The following is a 14,845-nucleotide window of genomic DNA, read 5'->3' on the forward strand; positions in this document are numbered from 1 at the left end:
CCGGTCGCGGGTGAACAGGCCGCCGCTGCGGGCTTTGTGGACGACGTGGGTGTCGGTCAGTTCGACGATCGCGCTCATGCCACGGCCTCCGTTGTCCTGGGCGCGGCTGCCGGGTGGGTGGATGTAGCGCCCATCACGCCGACCGTCTCCCCGGGGGCCACGGCGAGGTCGGTGCCGGTCAGGGCGTAGACCCGGTCGCGGGTGAACAGGCCGCCGCTGCGGGCTTTGTGGACGACGTGGGTGTCGGTCAGTTCGACGATCGCGCTCAATTGACGACCTCCGTGGTCACCAGCTCGACCGCCGGATGGTGGCAGGCGGCCGTATGGGTGGGGGTGCCCAGCAGGTCGGGCGGGGTTCTCCGGCACAGGTCCGTCGCCCGGGGGCAGCGGTCGGCGAAGCGGCAGCCCTCGGGGAAGTCCGCGGGGGACGGGACGACGCCCTTGATCTGCGTCATCCGTTCGGCGGCCCCTTCCAGCGAGAGCACGCTGCCGAGCAGCCCACGCGTGTAGTGGTGGGCCGGTGCCTCCACCAGGTCGGCGGTCACCCCGGTCTCGACGACCTGTCCGCCGTACATCACCACCACCCGGTCGGTGACGTCCGCGATCAGGGCCAGGTCGTGCGAGACCAGGATCAGCGCGAAGCCCAGCTCCTCGCGCAGCCGCAGCAGCAGCGCCATGATCTGCGCCTGCACGGTGACGTCCAGGGCGGTCGTCGGCTCGTCGGCGACGATCAGCTTCGGCTCGCGGGACAGCGCCATGGCGATCAGCACGCGCTGACGCTGGCCGCCGGAGAGCTCGTGCGGGTAGCTGCGCAGGGTGCGTTCCGGGTCGAGGCCGACCAGGGTGAGCAGTTCGCCGGGGCTACGGCGGCCTCCGCGTCGTACGACCTGCTTGAGCTGGGCGCGGATGGTCATCGCCGGGTTCAGGGAGGACAGGGCGTCCTGGTACACCATCGCCATCTCGTGCCCGAGCAGCTTCCGCCGGGCCCGCATCGGCTCGGCCAGCAGATCCCGCTGGTGGAAGCGGACCTGGCCGCTCACCCGGGCGCCCTTGGGCTGCAGGCCCATGACGGTCAGCGCGGTGAGCGACTTGCCGCAGCCCGACTCGCCGACCAGGCCCAGCACCTCGCCGGGCTGCACCTCGAAGCTGATGCCGTCGACGATGTCCACGCCCCGGTGCCGGCCCTCGAAGCCGATGGCGAGGTTCTCCACGGCCAGCACCGGCTGGGCCCCCGCGGGCAGGGGCCGGGCCCTGGAGCGCAGCCGCCGGGCGGCCTCGGCAAGTCCGGGCAGCTGGACCACCTCGCCGCTGCCGGGCTCCGGCGCCTCGATCCGGTCCGGCTCCTCGTGGACCTCCACATCCCGGGCCGCCGGTGCCGCCCACGCGTCCGACACGCCCTCGGAGAGGATGTTCAGCGAGAGCACGGTGAACAGGATCACCAGGCCCGGGAAGACCGTCGCCCACCAGCCCCCGGTCAGCACCATGTTCTTGCCGTCCGCGATGACACTGCCCCAGGACGGGTCGGGCGGCCGCACCCCCGCGCCGATGAAGGACAGCGACGCCTCGAAGACGATGGCCTCGGCCACCTGCACCGTGCAGAAGACCAGCACGGGAGCGGCGCAGTTGATGGCCACGTGCCGCCACACGATGTGCGGGGTGCGGGCGCCGATCACCCGTTCCGCGGTCACATAGTCCTCGCCGTACTGGTCGAGGACGTTGGCGCGGACCACGCGGGCCACCGGCGGAGTGAACAGGAAGGCGATGGCGCAGATCAGCACGGTGATGCCGCCGCCGAACACCGCGACCAGGACGGCCGCGAGGGCGATGCCGGGGAAGGCCATCACCACATCCAGACAGCGCATCAGCGTCTCGTCGACGGCCTTGCGGGAGGTCGCCGCGACCGCCCCGATCAACGCGCCCGCCACCAGGGCCAGCGTGGTGGCGCCGAGGCCGATGGCGAGGGACCAGCGGGCGCCGTACATCAGCCGGCTGAGGATGTCCCGGCCCAGGCTGTCCTGGCCCATCCAGTGCTCGGACGAGGGGTGTCCGGTGCCGTCGACCGGCGGCTGCTGGTCCAGCGGATCGTCCGGGGCCAGCAGCGGCGCGAACACGGCGACGAAGACCACCAGGGCCAGGAAGCAGACCGCCAGCTTCGACATCAGCGGCAGCCGCCGCCAGCCGCGCAGCCGGACGCCGGGACGGGAGAGGGCCTCGGTGAGGCTCTTGCGCGTCATGATCATGCGGCCGCGTCCCTCAGTCGCGGGTTGACCAGCAGGTAGAGGACGTCGATCACGAGGTTGACGATCACGAAGCCGAACGCCGTGGTCAGCACGACGCCCTGGACGACCGCCGGGTCGCCGTTCTTCACGGCGTCGATCATCAGCTTGCCCATGCCGGGCAGCGAGAAGATCGTCTCGATGACGACCGCGCCGCCCAGCAGATAGCCGACCCTGAGACCGAGCACGGTCAGCGGATTGACCAGGGCGTTCCTGAGCACGTTCCGGCCCACGACCACCCGCGGCGGCAGGCCGCTGCCGATCGCCGTACGGACGTAGTCCTTGTCCAGCTCCTCCACCACCGACGTCCGCACAATGCGGGTGAGCTGGGCCGCCACCGGCAGTGAGAGCGCGAGCGCGGGCAGCGTCATCGTCTTGAGCCAGCCGGTGAAGGAGTCCGCCGGGTTGATGTAGCCGCCGGTCGGGAACCAGCCCAGGTCCACCGCCAGGTACTGGATCATCAGCAGCGCCAGCCAGAAGCCGGGCGCGGCCACGCCGGTCAGCGAGACCACCCGGATGGTCTGGTCCGGCAGCCGGTCGCGGTAGATGGCCGCCGTGACCCCGCCGAACAGCGCCAGCACCATCGCGATGCCGAGCCCGAGGAAGGTGAGCTGCAGGGTGAGCGGCAGCGCGGTCATCACCTGGTCGATCACCTCGCCGCGGGTGAGCGCGCTGGTGCCCATGTCGCCCTGGAGCAGATCGCCCACGAAGGCGACGTAGCGCACGGGCAGCGGATCCAGCAGGCCGTTCTCCTCACGGAACTGGTGGAGTTGCTCAGGGGTGGGGTTCGCCCCCTGGAAGAAGGCGGACGCCGGGTCGACGTCCGAGAAGCGCATCACCAGGAACACGAACAGCACGATGCCGAGCATCAGCGGGACGAGCAGGAAGACGCGACGGAGCAGGATCCGTACGACCGCGGTCATGCCGCTAGGCCCACTTCGCCTGGAGCAGGTTGATCCCGGGATACGGCTGTGCCCTTATCCCGGAGAGCAGGCGCGCGTCCCAGGCCGTGATCAGCTCGTTGTGGACGACCGGGTAGAGCACGGCCTGCTCGGCGACGACATCGATGTAGTCCTGGATCATCGTCTTCTTCCGGTCCGGATCCGGTTCCCGGGTCGCCCGGTCCATGTCCTTGAAGAGCCGCCTCGCGACCGGGTCGGTGGCCCAACGGGTGTATCCCATCCACAGGTTGGTGGGGCCGTAGTTGTAATGCATGATCAGATCGGCGTCGAGGCCGAACTGGTTGGGGTTCGAGGCGGCGGCGACGACCTGGTAGTCCTGCTTCTGGTCCATCTTGGTGAACACGGCCGTCGTCTCCTGCGGGGAGAGGGTCGTCTTCACGCCGATCGCGTCCCAGGAGGACTTGATGGTCGGAAGACAGTCCACGATCCAGCTGACGTTCACCGCCAGGATGTCGATCTCCAGCCCGCTGACCCCGGCCTCCTTCAGCAGCGCCTTGGCCCGGTCGGGGTCGTGGTCGTAGACGGTCTTGGCGCGTCGGTAGGTGGGGTTGGCCTCGTTCAGGAACGAACTCGACGGCTTGCCGCGCCCCTTGAGGGCGACCTCGACCATCTTCTCGGTGTCGATGGCGTAGTGCAGGGCCTGCCGTACGCGGACGTCGTCGAAGGGCTTGTGCCGGGTGTTGAACATCAGGAAGAGGTTGTTCATCCCGGCCCCGCCCGCGACCGTGAGCCCGCCGCTCTCCAGCTGCCCGATGTTGGCGTAGGGGATGTTGTCGGAGATCTGCGCCCCGGCGCTGGAGCCCGAGATCCGGGCCACGCGCGGGGCCGCGTCCACGATCGTCAGCCAGTTCATCTTCTTGAAGGCCGGCCGTCGCGGGCCGTTGTAGGCGGCGAACGCCTCGAAGGTGGTGTTGGACTTCGGGTGGTGCGCGGTCTGCCGGTACGGCCCCGAGCCGATCGCCTTGCCCCTGATGGCGTCCTCCCAGCCCCCCGGCTGCGAGAACACGTGCTTCGGCATGACCTTGGCGAGGGTGAGCCGTGAAAGCCCGTCCGGGAAGGGAAACTTCAGCACCAGCTCGACGTTCCGGGCGTCGACCTTGCGGACCTCCTTCAGCCAGCTCGCGAAGAAGCCCTTGGCGAGGGTCTGGGTCTTCGGGTCGAGGATCCGGTCGAAGACGAACACCACGTCGTCGGCGGTGACCGGCTTGCCGTCGTGGAAGGTCGCGCCCTCGCGCAGGGTGAACCGCCAGGTGGTGGCGTTGGGATCGGCCGGCACCTGGGTGGCGAGGGCCGCGTACGGCTCGCGGGAGATCGGGTCGGTGTCCAGCAGGCCCTCGTAGATGTGGTTGTTGGCGGCCATGCAGAACGCCGACGCCGTCTGTGTGGGATCCCAGCTGCCGTCGTTGCCGTAACCGATCACCGCGGTCAGCGTCCGGTTCGCGCCGTCCGCCCCGCCGCCGGTGTCGTTGGTGGACTCGGGCCCGGCCGAACAGGCCGACAAGGACGCGGAGACGGCGGCGGCCGCGCCCAGCGCGCCGGTGTGCTTCAGGAAGGTCCGGCGGCCGGGCGCCGGCACGTCGTGGGTCACGTCGCGCACGGTTCCTCCAGAAGGAAGGGGGTGGGGGGAGGGGAGATACGACGTCCTACGTCCTGCCAGTCAGCCGCGACCATAGGAGCGGTGATGGGGGTGGTCAAGGCATCACACACGAATGGCCTATTCCGCCACAGGTCGGACCAATGGCGGCGCGAAATGCCGGGAGTTGGCCCGCTTGTCGCCGGAGGTGGGACGTGGGACGTCCCTGGCGCGTACGATGCCGCGCATGGCCGGGGAGACCGGGAACAGTCGCATACGGGGCGCGGTGGTCCAGCTGATCCTCGACCGCCGCCTGGCGCCCGGCGCGCCGCTGCCCACCGAGGCGGAGCTGATGGCGGACCTCGGCGTGAGCCGCAACTCCGTGCGCGAGGCGCTCAAGGCACTCCAGGCGCTGGACATCGTGGAGATCCGGCACGGCTACGGCACCTATGTCGGGCATGCCTCCATGACCCCGCTGGTCGACGGGCTGACCTTCCGCGCGCTCGCCCGGCACGACCATGACACCGGGGCGCTCGCCGAGATCCTCCAGGTCCGTGAGGTGCTGGAGGAGGGTCTGATCCGCCGGGTGGCGAGGACGCTCACCGAGGCGGAGCTGGACCGTCTCGAAAGCGTGGTGGACCGGATGGACGCGGCGGGACGCGCCGGACTGCCCTTCGACGAACTCGACCGCGAATTCCACGAGTTGCTCTACGCCTCACTCGGCAACGCCCTCGTGCCGCAACTGCTGGGCGCCTTCTGGACCGTCTTCCGGCGCGTCTCCGGCGAACTCGGCCGCCCCGACCAGCCGGCGCCCGGGGTCACCGTCCGCCGGCACCGCGACATAGTCGACGCGCTGCGCGCCCGGGACGTCGAGGGCGCGCAGCGCGCGATGGCGGTCCACTTCCACGGCATCGAGGCACGGACCGCGCCGGACGCCCGAGGGAACGCCTGAGGGAACGCCTGGGGGGTGCCGACCCCTGTACGGCACCCCCCGAAGCGCGGTTACGGCAGCGTCTTCTCGTACGACTGGTCCTGGTCGGAGTCGTAGACGAGCTTGCCGTCGGCGTCGTAGCCCTTGACCCGGGGGGCGATGGTGACCTGCTCGGTCAGGACGCCGGAGGCCACGAACCAGCCGTGGTCCAGGGCCGCCTGGCTGGTCGCGCCGCCGTAGGAGACGGTGACCTTCGCGACCGAGGGCTCGAAGGTGCCGATCACGCCCCAGCGGAAGGGGAGTGTCCAGTTGCCAAGCTGACCAGCATCCGCCGGACGTACGCCTCCGGGTCGTCGCTGCGCGTCACGCGCCGCCATGACCGGTACGCCTTCGCCAGCGCCGTCTGCGTCAGATCCTCGGCGTGGTGCGGGTCGCCGGTGAGCAGATAGGCGGTCCGCACGAGATGGGACCACCGGGCTCTGACGAACTCCTGGAACCGGTCTTCTAGTTCGACCTGCATCAAGCACCCTCCCTCGCCCTCCAGACCACCACCCGGACGGATTCGGTTGCCCGGTCCCCGGGACCGGGTTCGAATGACGTCCATGACAGACCAGGAACAGTGGGACGAGCGGGCCCCTGGCGTACTCCGGCTCCCTTCGGGACGACTGGTCCGGGGCCGCGCCCTGCGCCACCCGCTCGCCCCGGACGCGCCGGTCCCCTCGTACGGCCTCTACCTCCTGGGCCGGCGACCGCCCGGAGTCCCCTGGGGGTCCGACTGGATCCGCTGGCCCGACTTCCGCCTCCCGGCCGACCGCGACGCGGCTCGCGCGCTGCTGGCCGAGGCCTGGCGGCGGGCCGCAGGCGAGCGGGTCGAACTCGCCTGCGGCGGCGGCCGCGGCCGTACGGGAACGGCGCTGGCCTGTCTGGCCGTCCTGGACGGCGTACCGGCCGGGGAGGCCGTCGCGTACGTCCGCCGCCACTACGATCCGCGGGCGGTGGAGGCGCCGTGGCAGCGGCGGTATGTACGGCGGTTCAGCTGAGGGTCTCGGCCAGCACCGAGGCCGTCTTCGCGATGAGCGTGTTGTCCCAGGGGGCGTTCTGGTCGGGCTTGGTGGTCAGGACGGCGAGGGTGATCGGGGTGCCCTGCACTCCGCCCACCCCAACCCGTCGGGCCACGTACGGGAGTTGATGAGCTACTGCGCTGGGACAAGCCCCTCGCCATCACCGAGTTCGGCACCTGCGCCTACGCCGGCGCGCCCGAGGCGGGCGGTATGGGCTGGAACCTCATCACAGCAGCGTGACGGGTCTTGACGGTACGTCACATCCGGGTAACGGCCCTGTGTTCCAGGGGGATCACCCCCATTCCCGCCCTCAGGGTGACCCCTCCGGGTCACAGGCTCAGCCTCATCACCAGCCGGTCCTCGCCGGGCCCGAAGTAGTTCTTGGCCACACCCTCCTCCGAGGAGAAGCCGATCGACCGGTACAGCATGATCGCGGCGGCATTGGCCGGTTCGACCGTCAGACCGACCTCGCGCACACCCTCGGTGCGCAGCCGGCGCAGCACCTCCAGCATCAGACGCCGGCCGAGGCCCCGGCCCCGCTGGTCCCGGGTGACGCCCAGGCTCATGATCCAGCCCTGGTAGCCGTCCGAGGTGGTCGGGAAGAGGACATAGCCGTGCAGCCGCTCGCCGTCGTCCAGGACCAGCAGGCGGTCGCCGTGGACGTCGTACAACTGGCGCAGTACGAAGTAGGGATAGGGCTCCTCGGGGAAGGCCTCGCGGTCGACGCGGACGAGTTCGGGCAGGTCGGCCTCGGTGACGCCTCTCATCGTCAGGGGCCGGTCGATGAACGCCCGGTCGCGGAAGAGCGCATGGCCGGTGCGGCCGGCGCGGGAAGGGAAACGTTCCTCTGGAAGAGCCGCCATACCGCCCCCTGCGGGTCCTGGTCAATTGCGCGTTGCACCCGTACGGGTGGTACGAGTGAGACGCGAGGTGTCTGCCTTTCGGGTGTGTTCGGCAGAGTTCCGACCATCTTGAGCGGGACAATCCGGCCGTTCAAGGGCGGATCAGGTCGTGGGAATCCATTCGCCCCCATGCGCCCCCGGTGCGCCCCACCGGGGTCATTCTTTTTGTCAGATTGGCGCAGGGGGGTCCGTCGTGCCCCCGCCGTTGGTACCGTTGATGAATGACCTTGAGATCCTCGGGGGATGCCCAGCTGAATGCGGACGTCAGTTGGGCAGCATTCGACCCGATCGCCTACGTTGATCACAACTACCGCGACTTACAGGCAGAGGACGCGGAGATCCTTTCCATCATCCGGGATCATTTCGGCGATCATTTCCCGAAGCGAGGCGTCCGGCCTGTTTCGGGCATCGATGTCGGCGCCGGCGCGAATCTCTACCCCGCGCTCGCCATGCTGCCCTGGTGCGACGAGATCACGCTCTTCGAGCGCTCGTCCGCCAACGTCCGCTACCTGAGGTCCCAGGTGGCCTCCTACGACGGCAACTGGGACCAGTTCTGGCGCGTGCTGTGCAAGAACGACGCCTACGGCGCCCTGGACATGGACCCGCGGGCCCGTTTCCGTGACGTCGTCGGGGTGGCGGAGGGCAACCTCTTCGACCTCGTGCGGCACGAGGGCCGGTGGTCGATGGGCACCATGTTCTTCGTCGCCGAGTCGATGACCTCCTCGCGCGAGGAGTTCGACCGGGGCGTCGAGTGCTTCCTGCGCGCCCTGGCCCCCGGCGCGCCGTTCGCCGCGGCCTTCATGGAGCATTCCAAGGGCTATCACGCCGGTGAGCATTTCTTCCCCGCCTGCGATGTGGGGGAGGCGGAGGTGTACGCGAGCCTGGAGCGATTCGCGGACGATTTCACGACCGTACGCCTGAAATCCTCGGCCGCCGTGCGCGACGGGTATTCCGGAATGATCGTCGCCTACGGCCGACGGAATTCGGATTCCCGTATTCCGCCTCTGGGTGGCTGAAAACAGAAGAGGGATTTTCCTCCATTGATGGCAGTGCGGCCTGTGTGAGGGGCATGGATGCAGATCAAGCCACGCCAGCATCTGCTGGACATCTGGCAGGCGCTCGGTCGCCATTCGTTCGAGGCCGGGGAGTGGAACTGGGGCGAGTACGGCGGAGAGAGCAGCGTCGCCGACGCGGAGCGGCTGCTCTGCCTCTTCTATCCGGCCACCGAGATTCCGGCGTTCCGGCTGGACGATCCGGACACCACCCAGGACGACGTCCAGCAGGTGCTGAAGAAGGCCGGCGGGCGGCTGGACATTCCGGCCAACCTCGTCACCGCCGCGGCCGAGTTCATGCGCACCCACACCGGCGAGGACAAGAGGCCCACCTTCGCCGGGGGTTACTACTTCGGCTCCCGCGACAAGAACAAGGAACTCACCGAGGAACAGCGTCAGCTCGGCGTGGTCGACTCCTTCTCGATGTCCATCACCCTGTGCCTGGCCACCCTCGGCTTCCTCAAGATCTACGAGAACAAGACCCGGCGCACCGACACCAAGGAGACCATCGCCGAGCTGCGCTCCGCCACCAGCAGCCGGCTCACCGCGGCCATGGTCAGCCTGCTGCGCTCCTTCACCGTCAACGTCTTCGACACCGAGACCTCCCAGGGCCAGACCCTGTGTGAACTCCTCGGCCAGGGACGGCTGTCGCAGCGCCAGGTGCTGAAGCAGTTCCAGGACCGCTTCCGCCCGCTGCGGGCCGCGATCGTCGAGAGCCTCCAGCTCGGTATCGACGTCCAGGAGGGCCTCAAGGACGAGAGCCAGCTCTTCGAGTGCGGCTGGGCGTGGACCCTGGTGAAGGACGCCCCCGAGGTCGAGACCGACGAACCCATCGGTCCGCAGCCCGAGGGCGCCGCCAACGCCGTGCCGTACCTGTACTTCACCGTCGTCGCCCTCGACGGCATCCAGGACCTGTTCTCCGACCGCACCCTCACCCTGGGCCTGCTCAACACCGAGCAGCAAAGGCTCGCCGAGGCGCTGCGACTGCGCTGGGAACTGACCCAGCAGTACTGGTCCCGCATCGCCCGCTTCGACGCCGACCGCTGGCCCCTGGAGGACATTCCCTGGCGTACGACGGGACAGAAGCTGGAGTCCGAGTACTTCTCCCTCTCCGTCGCCGCCATCCTGGTGCACGACCTCATGCGGCGCCGGGCCACCGACGACGACCTCAACCGCACCGTCACCATCATGGAGCGCCTCGCCGAACGCGGCCGTATCACCAGCCGTATGACGATGGACGACCCCATGGTCCACGCCCTGCACAACGTCGGCGTCGCCCTGCCCCTGCAGGGCAGCGAGCGGCTCGGCCCGCAAATGACCTGGTCCATGAGCGACTTCTCGGCGCAGCTGCTGAAGCGGACCGTCCAACTGTGCACGCTCTCGCGGAACCTGGCCTCGCACGACCGGCTGCTCGGACTCGCCGAGAGCATCTTCGACCACATGTGGCGCCGCCGGATCCGCGAGGGCGAGGGCGCGGGCCTGTGGGACAACGTGCACGCCGCCTACCCCGAGGCCGATATCCAGAAGCGGCGGGTGCCGGTGTCCTGGAGCATCACCGAGCGGGTCGCCGAGGTGATGGTGCAGGCCCACCAGATGTACCAGCAGCCGCCGATCCGCAGCCTCGAACTGATCGAGCTGGCCAAGGCGTTGCTCTCCGAGGCCGCCCATCTGCTCGGCAATGAGCAGATGGAGCCCGCCCCCAAGGACGACGGCCGGCACGGCATGCAGCTGCGCAACATCGAGGTCAAGCTGCGCCGCGCCCGTGTCCTCGTCGAGGAACAGCCGGGCACCGCCTACTCGTTGGCCCTCGACGTCCTCGGACAGCTCGACGCCCTCGGCCGGGCGCGCGAAGCCGCGGCCCAGGGAGTGTGACCTGGTGCTGATCTTCGCGGCCTCCGACAAGGGAGGCACCGGCCGCTCGGTGACCAGCGCCAACCTGGCCTATCACCGGGCGCTGGCCGGGGACGACGTCTGCTACCTGGACTTCGACTTCGGCTCGCCCACCGCCTCCGCCGTCTTCGACTGCCCCGACGCCCGCCAGGCCGCCGAGGACCGCGGACTGCACTCCTATCTGGTGGGCGAGGTCGGCGAACCCGTCCGCGTCGACGTCTGGGCGGACACCGAGCACCGCGTGCTGCGCAACCGGCCGCCCGGCTCCGGCCGACTGGTACTGATGCCCGGCGACCTCAGCGGCGGCGAGTTCGCCACCGACGACGACAACCTCCGCCGCTGCGTGGATCTGCTGCTGCGGCTCAACTCCGAGTTCGACCTGATCGTGGTCGACCTCAGCGCGGGCCGCTCGTACGCCGTCGACATGGTCCTGGAGGCCACCTCGCTGCCCGAGATGCGCGGGGTCGACGCGCGCTGGCTGATCTTCCACCGCTGGACCCGCCAGCATGTGGCGGCCGCCGCCGGCCTGGTCTTCGGAAAGCGCGGGATCGTCGCCGGCGGGGTCGCCCGCGGGCACGACGAGGACGCCCTGCGCGGCGCCATCCGCTTCGTACGGGCCGCCGTACCCGATCCCAAGTCAGCGCTGTGGTCGCAGGTCTCCGCCACCCAGTCCGCGTGGATGCGCGAGTGCGACCGCGACCTCAAGCAGCTCGCCTCCTCCCACGGCATCGGCTACAGCCAGGTCCTGGGCGCCGTACCCCTGGAACCGGTGCTCCAGTGGCGCGAGCAGCTGATCACCGACGAGGACGTGCTCGACAGCCAGATCGCCAACATGGAGACCTGGCAGGCGCTCAGCGACCTGGCCGGCCGGCTCACCGACGACAAGTACTGGGAGCAGGCATGAGTGATGTCGTCTTCCGGGAGACCAGCGCCGAGCCGCGCACCCAGGCCGTACCGCTGTCCCATCTCTCCCTGGAGCTCGGCCACCTCTACATGGAGGACTTCGAGGCGGGGCCCAAGCGTCTGGGCGAGCACTTCGCCGAGGTGCGGATCTGGGTGGAGGCCGCCCGCGCCTCCGCCGCCCGCCGCGCCGGTGCGGGCCGCCCCCGGATCAGCACCTGCTTCCTCGTCGACGACTACTTCAGCCGCTTCTCCACCCCGGCCGAACTCGTCCCGCTGATCCTCAAGGAGGCCGAGGAGGCCGGGCTCACCATCGACTACCTGGCCCGCGAGTCCGGCTGCGCGGTCGCCGACCGGATCGAGCTCGCCGAGTCCGTCATGCACCGCCTCGTCGAGTCGCCGGCGCCCGGCTCGTCCGGCTCCCGCCCGCCCGTCAGCCGCACCGGCTGGCTCGCCAACGGCCAGCGCAGCCCCGGCCGGGGCGCCGCCCTCGCCGAGATCACCGCCTGGCAGCCGCCCCATGAGACGGCGGCCCGCAACCACTCCGTCTTCATGGACGTCGAGCTGTGGTCCGACAAGGACGGCCGCAGGCTGTGGTCCTGCCCCTTCCTGGCCGCCGTATGGCAGCTCGCCCGCCTCGGCCTCCTGCGCCACCTCGGCGAACCGGTGCTGACCCCGAAGCCGTGGGACGGCGGTGACTTCCCGCACGACTGGGACCGGCTGCCGCCGCTGCTCCAGCTCAACCCGGACGCCGATCCGTTCAGCGCCTACCGCACCTGCACTTTGATGCCCAACCGCTTCCTCGCCGTCGAGGACGCGGTCCGGGTGATCCTGGACCAGATAGACGTCGACGCCCGGGCTCTGGAGCAGATCGACAAGCGCTCCCGCGGCGAGCAGGCCGAGGTACCGGCCGCGGTCGCCCAGCGCGCCTCCTACGTCTTCTACGAGGAGCCCGCCGAGTCCTCCACCGAAGGGGCCTGAGATGGCAGCCCCCGGACAGTCGGCGCCTGCGGTCCTCGTCTGCGGCGAGGTGCGCACCTGTCTGCTGCCGTCCTTCCAGGCGCTGGACGGCCGGGCCGCCGCCGGGCTGCTCAGGCTGCGCGCCGACGAACACGTCCGGGTCTCCGAGCGGCCCAATCTGTACGTCCTCTCGCCCGAGGTGCTGACCGGCGTCGACTGCCGGCTGCCGACCGCCAACGGCGCCCGCGTCCGGGCCGTCGGCACGGTGGCCGCCCGCGCCGCGCTCACCGAGGGCCGCGTCCTCCAGGCCACCGCGTACTTCAGCGCCCCGGCCACCGGTCCCGATCTGCGGCGGCCCTGGGGGCAGTACCTGGTCCGGCCCGGGCTCGTCGAGCCGTTCGGCAAGCTGCCCGCGCAGGCCACCGCTCAGGGTGTGCTGCGCGGCGCCGGACGCGGGGAGCTGGACCTCGGGATGATCGCGGAAGGGCTGCTCGCCGGGCTGCAGCGCCATCCCCTCCTCGACCACAAGGCGCCCTTCAAGTCCCGCCGTACACACCTGCGGTGGACCGCGCACCGGGCCCCGGCCGGCGAGGGCCCGGCGCTGACCCGTTTCACGCTGGCCGAGGACGGCCTGCGGACCATGGAACTGCGCCTGCCGGAGGACACCCCGGCAGCCGCGGCGGCCGGACTGTGCGAGGACCTCGCGCTGCACGACTGGCTGCTCACGACCGTCGTGCACATGCTGGACAACAGCCGGCTCGGCGCGGCGGACGGGCCCTCGGCCGTGCTCGCACTGCGCCCTGCCGTCGATCATCTGCTGCATCTGTGGATGCCGCGCGCCCATGTGGACCGCACGCTGGGACATCTCTGGGACGAGCTGGAACGAGAACCGGGCTTCACCCGCCAGTGGCAGAGCCTCGTCCAGCGGATCCGCGACCAACTGGCCGTCCAGACCATTCCGTTGCTGCACCAGGCGCTGAGTACGCGCTGAGGGGCGGCCCGAACGAGACACCCGACGGGGGAAAGACATGAACGGAGCGACGACAGGAGAAGTAAGGACAGCACCGCCGCCGCAGGAAGAACGCCGGTCGAAACTGTTCCGCAAGACGCTGGTCACCGCCTTATTGGCGACAGGAACGTTCTTCCTGACCAACGTCCTGAGCCCGGACGCGAGCGAGCAGTGGCAGTGGACGATGCCCGTGGTCGTCGGCAGCGCCGTGCTGATCATGCAGTACCTGGTGGACTTCGGTGAGCGCCTTGAGGCCGTCGAGGAGGCCCAGAAGCGCCGGATCCGCGGGATGCGGGACTCTCTCGCCGACCATCACCGGGAGATGCGTTCGGCGGTCGACGAGAGCTTCGCCAAGATCAACGCGGCGACCGAGCTGTTCAGCCAGGTCGACCGGTCCGTGCTGCGCTCCGACGGGGTGACCCGGCTGGCCCGCAAGTACACCCAGGTCGGGGAGCACGGCTCGGAGATCGTGAAGCGGTTCGCGCAGGAGGAGATCGCGAGTCTCGCGCTGCTGATGGAGAGCCTCAGCAACGGCACCGCGGACTGCCCCGGCGAGAACCACGAGTGGCTGATCGACCTCACCGCCTGCACCAAGAAGACGCTCTACGCCACCAGCACCTCCGTCGACCGGGACTTCTGGTCCAGTGGCCCCGGCAAGCGGTATCTGGTCGCGCAGGGCGATGCCATCCGCAAGCGGGGTGTGGAGATACGGCGGCTCTTCCTCGTCGACTCGCCGGAGGAGATCACCGAGGACCTGCGCAAACTCTGCGAGAGACAGCGCAGATACGGCATCGACGCGCGGATCGTCGACCAGTCCGAGCTGGACAGCGCGCCGGTCACCTCGGTGAACGACTTCATCATCTTCGACGGCGAGCTCTGCTACGAGATCGAGCCCGATGTCCGGGCCACGCCCACCAAGACCACGCTGAAGATGACGCCGGACCATGTCTCGGAACGCATCGAGCGCTTCGAGGACCTGTGGGAGGCCAGCAGCGCCGACTGATCCTCCGGAGTGTAGGCGCGGAGCGTCGCCGGAGGGATGCGAAGAGTGAAACCAGGGAGGTGGGGGGAACCAACGGGACGGAAAGCAGCACGGGCAGCGGGGAAGGAAATGACTGCGGTGAAGCCACCCGTCGGTTCATACGTCGTGGACACCCGGTCCGGAAGGATCGGCATCGTCATGGGCCATGAGGGCCCGTACGTCCAGCTCAGACCGTATGGCGGCGGGCTGGAGTGGGACGCGGCACCGGAGGCGGTACGGAAGGCCACGCCCGCCGAACGCACCCGTGCGGCCACCGCGCATACCTGGCGAGAGGTGCCTTGACGCCGG

Annotated in this window: 15 protein-coding genes and 2 pseudogenes; 9 read left to right on the forward strand and 8 right to left on the reverse strand. The window is 69.8% G+C overall.

Going from position 1 to position 14,845, the window contains the following annotated elements; genetic code table 11:
- Window positions 1-128 precede the first annotated feature (128 nt).
- The 4 genes and pseudogenes from RMT89_RS19315 to RMT89_RS19330 form a co-directional block, all read right to left on the reverse strand.
- A pseudogene (locus RMT89_RS19315) lies at window positions 129-269 on the reverse strand (peptide ABC transporter ATP-binding protein); the annotation flags it as partial.
- Window positions 266-2,239 carry a dipeptide/oligopeptide/nickel ABC transporter permease/ATP-binding protein gene (locus RMT89_RS19320; RefSeq protein WP_315884982.1) on the reverse strand — a complete coding sequence of 658 codons (1,974 nt, stop codon included), beginning with the start codon at window positions 2,237-2,239 and terminating at the stop codon, window positions 266-268. The gene RMT89_RS19320 and the pseudogene RMT89_RS19315, both read right to left, overlap by 4 nt.
- Window positions 2,236-3,198, reverse strand: a complete 963-nt coding sequence (locus RMT89_RS19325) for an ABC transporter permease (RefSeq protein ID WP_315884983.1) — start codon at window positions 3,196-3,198, stop codon at window positions 2,236-2,238. Before RMT89_RS19325 ends, RMT89_RS19320 begins: the two co-directional genes overlap by 4 nt.
- A gap of 4 nt (window positions 3,199-3,202) precedes the next feature.
- Window positions 3,203-4,834, reverse strand: coding sequence for an ABC transporter substrate-binding protein (locus RMT89_RS19330; RefSeq protein WP_315884984.1), 1,632 nt, complete (start codon window positions 4,832-4,834; stop codon window positions 3,203-3,205).
- 214 nt (window positions 4,835-5,048) lie between these two features.
- On the opposite strand from RMT89_RS19330, the gene RMT89_RS19335 reads away from it, so the two are divergent.
- Window positions 5,049-5,762: a FadR/GntR family transcriptional regulator gene (locus tag RMT89_RS19335; RefSeq protein ID WP_315884985.1), complete on the forward strand. Its 714-nt coding sequence runs from the start codon at window positions 5,049-5,051 to the stop codon at window positions 5,760-5,762.
- Between the two features lie 50 nt (window positions 5,763-5,812).
- On the opposite strand, the gene RMT89_RS19340 is transcribed toward RMT89_RS19335, so the two are convergent.
- On the reverse strand, window positions 5,813-6,025 hold the full coding sequence (locus RMT89_RS19340; RefSeq protein WP_399498430.1) for a hypothetical protein: 213 nt from the start codon (window positions 6,023-6,025) through the stop codon (window positions 5,813-5,815).
- A 32-nt stretch (window positions 6,026-6,057) separates the two neighbouring features.
- Window positions 6,058-6,261, reverse strand: a pseudogene (locus RMT89_RS19345) (sigma factor); the annotation flags it as partial.
- Window positions 6,262-6,343: 82 nt separating this feature from the next.
- Here RMT89_RS19345 and RMT89_RS19350 point away from each other — a divergent pair.
- Window positions 6,344-6,781: a protein phosphatase gene (locus RMT89_RS19350; protein ID WP_315884986.1), complete on the forward strand. Its 438-nt coding sequence runs from the start codon at window positions 6,344-6,346 to the stop codon at window positions 6,779-6,781.
- Here RMT89_RS19350 and RMT89_RS19355 read toward each other — a convergent pair.
- Window positions 6,774-6,917 (reverse strand): hypothetical protein, encoded by a 144-nt coding sequence (locus RMT89_RS19355; RefSeq protein ID WP_315884987.1) that lies wholly within the window; start codon window positions 6,915-6,917, stop codon window positions 6,774-6,776. The two genes, RMT89_RS19350 and RMT89_RS19355, sit on opposite strands and share 8 nt — an antisense overlap.
- Before the next feature lie 214 nt (window positions 6,918-7,131).
- Window positions 7,132-7,665, reverse strand: a complete 534-nt coding sequence (locus RMT89_RS19360) for a GNAT family N-acetyltransferase (RefSeq protein WP_315884988.1) — start codon at window positions 7,663-7,665, stop codon at window positions 7,132-7,134.
- Between the two features lie 260 nt (window positions 7,666-7,925).
- Between RMT89_RS19360 and RMT89_RS19365 the strand changes: the two genes are divergently transcribed.
- The 7 genes from RMT89_RS19365 to RMT89_RS19395 all read left to right on the forward strand — a co-directional run bounded on the left by RMT89_RS19365 (window position 7,926) and on the right by RMT89_RS19395 (window position 14,839).
- Window positions 7,926-8,720 (forward strand): SCO2525 family SAM-dependent methyltransferase, encoded by a 795-nt coding sequence (locus RMT89_RS19365; protein WP_315884989.1) that lies wholly within the window; start codon window positions 7,926-7,928, stop codon window positions 8,718-8,720.
- 57 nt (window positions 8,721-8,777) lie between these two features.
- The gene (locus RMT89_RS19370) at window positions 8,778-10,628 is read left to right on the forward strand and encodes an SCO2524 family protein (RefSeq protein ID WP_315884990.1); all 1,851 of its coding nucleotides are present in this window, start codon (window positions 8,778-8,780) and stop codon (window positions 10,626-10,628) included.
- A gap of 4 nt (window positions 10,629-10,632) precedes the next feature.
- A complete protein-coding gene (locus tag RMT89_RS19375; protein WP_315884991.1) occupies window positions 10,633-11,550 on the forward strand; it encodes an SCO2523 family variant P-loop protein in 918 nt (305 codons plus the stop codon).
- Entirely contained in the window at window positions 11,547-12,527 is a 981-nt protein-coding gene (locus tag RMT89_RS19380) for an SCO2522 family protein (protein WP_315884992.1), read from the forward strand. Before RMT89_RS19375 ends, RMT89_RS19380 begins: the two co-directional genes overlap by 4 nt.
- 1 nt (window position 12,528) lies before the next feature.
- A complete protein-coding gene (locus RMT89_RS19385; protein ID WP_315884993.1) occupies window positions 12,529-13,497 on the forward strand; it encodes an SCO2521 family protein in 969 nt (322 codons plus the stop codon).
- Between the two features lie 37 nt (window positions 13,498-13,534).
- Entirely contained in the window at window positions 13,535-14,518 is a 984-nt protein-coding gene (locus RMT89_RS19390; RefSeq protein ID WP_315884994.1) for a DUF6879 family protein, read from the forward strand.
- A 117-nt stretch (window positions 14,519-14,635) separates the two neighbouring features.
- Entirely contained in the window at window positions 14,636-14,839 is a 204-nt protein-coding gene (locus tag RMT89_RS19395; protein ID WP_315884995.1) for a hypothetical protein, read from the forward strand.
- Window positions 14,840-14,845: the final 6 nt, after the last annotated feature.

The sequence above is a fragment of the Streptomyces sp. P17 genome, assembly GCF_032436805.1.
Classification (GTDB): Bacteria; Actinomycetota; Actinomycetes; order Streptomycetales; family Streptomycetaceae; genus Streptomyces.

Excerpts from the sequence above, each read along its gene's own strand:
- RMT89_RS19390 (WP_315884994.1), top strand. The coding sequence starts at position 13,535 with ATGAACGGAGCGACGACAGGAGAAGTAAGGACAGCACCGCCGCCGCAG.
- RMT89_RS19320 (WP_315884982.1), bottom strand. The coding sequence starts at position 2,239 with ATGATCATGACGCGCAAGAGCCTCACCGAGGCCCTCTCCCGTCCCGGC.
- RMT89_RS19350 (WP_315884986.1), top strand. The coding sequence starts at position 6,344 with ATGACAGACCAGGAACAGTGGGACGAGCGGGCCCCTGGCGTACTCCGG.
- RMT89_RS19360 (WP_315884988.1), bottom strand. The coding sequence starts at position 7,665 with ATGGCGGCTCTTCCAGAGGAACGTTTCCCTTCCCGCGCCGGCCGCACC.
- RMT89_RS19385 (WP_315884993.1), top strand. The coding sequence starts at position 12,529 with ATGGCAGCCCCCGGACAGTCGGCGCCTGCGGTCCTCGTCTGCGGCGAG.
- RMT89_RS19380 (WP_315884992.1), top strand. The coding sequence starts at position 11,547 with ATGAGTGATGTCGTCTTCCGGGAGACCAGCGCCGAGCCGCGCACCCAG.
- RMT89_RS19335 (WP_315884985.1), top strand. The coding sequence starts at position 5,049 with ATGCCGCGCATGGCCGGGGAGACCGGGAACAGTCGCATACGGGGCGCG.
- RMT89_RS19370 (WP_315884990.1), top strand. The coding sequence starts at position 8,778 with ATGCAGATCAAGCCACGCCAGCATCTGCTGGACATCTGGCAGGCGCTC.
- RMT89_RS19365 (WP_315884989.1), top strand. The coding sequence starts at position 7,926 with ATGACCTTGAGATCCTCGGGGGATGCCCAGCTGAATGCGGACGTCAGT.
- RMT89_RS19325 (WP_315884983.1), bottom strand. The coding sequence starts at position 3,198 with ATGACCGCGGTCGTACGGATCCTGCTCCGTCGCGTCTTCCTGCTCGTC.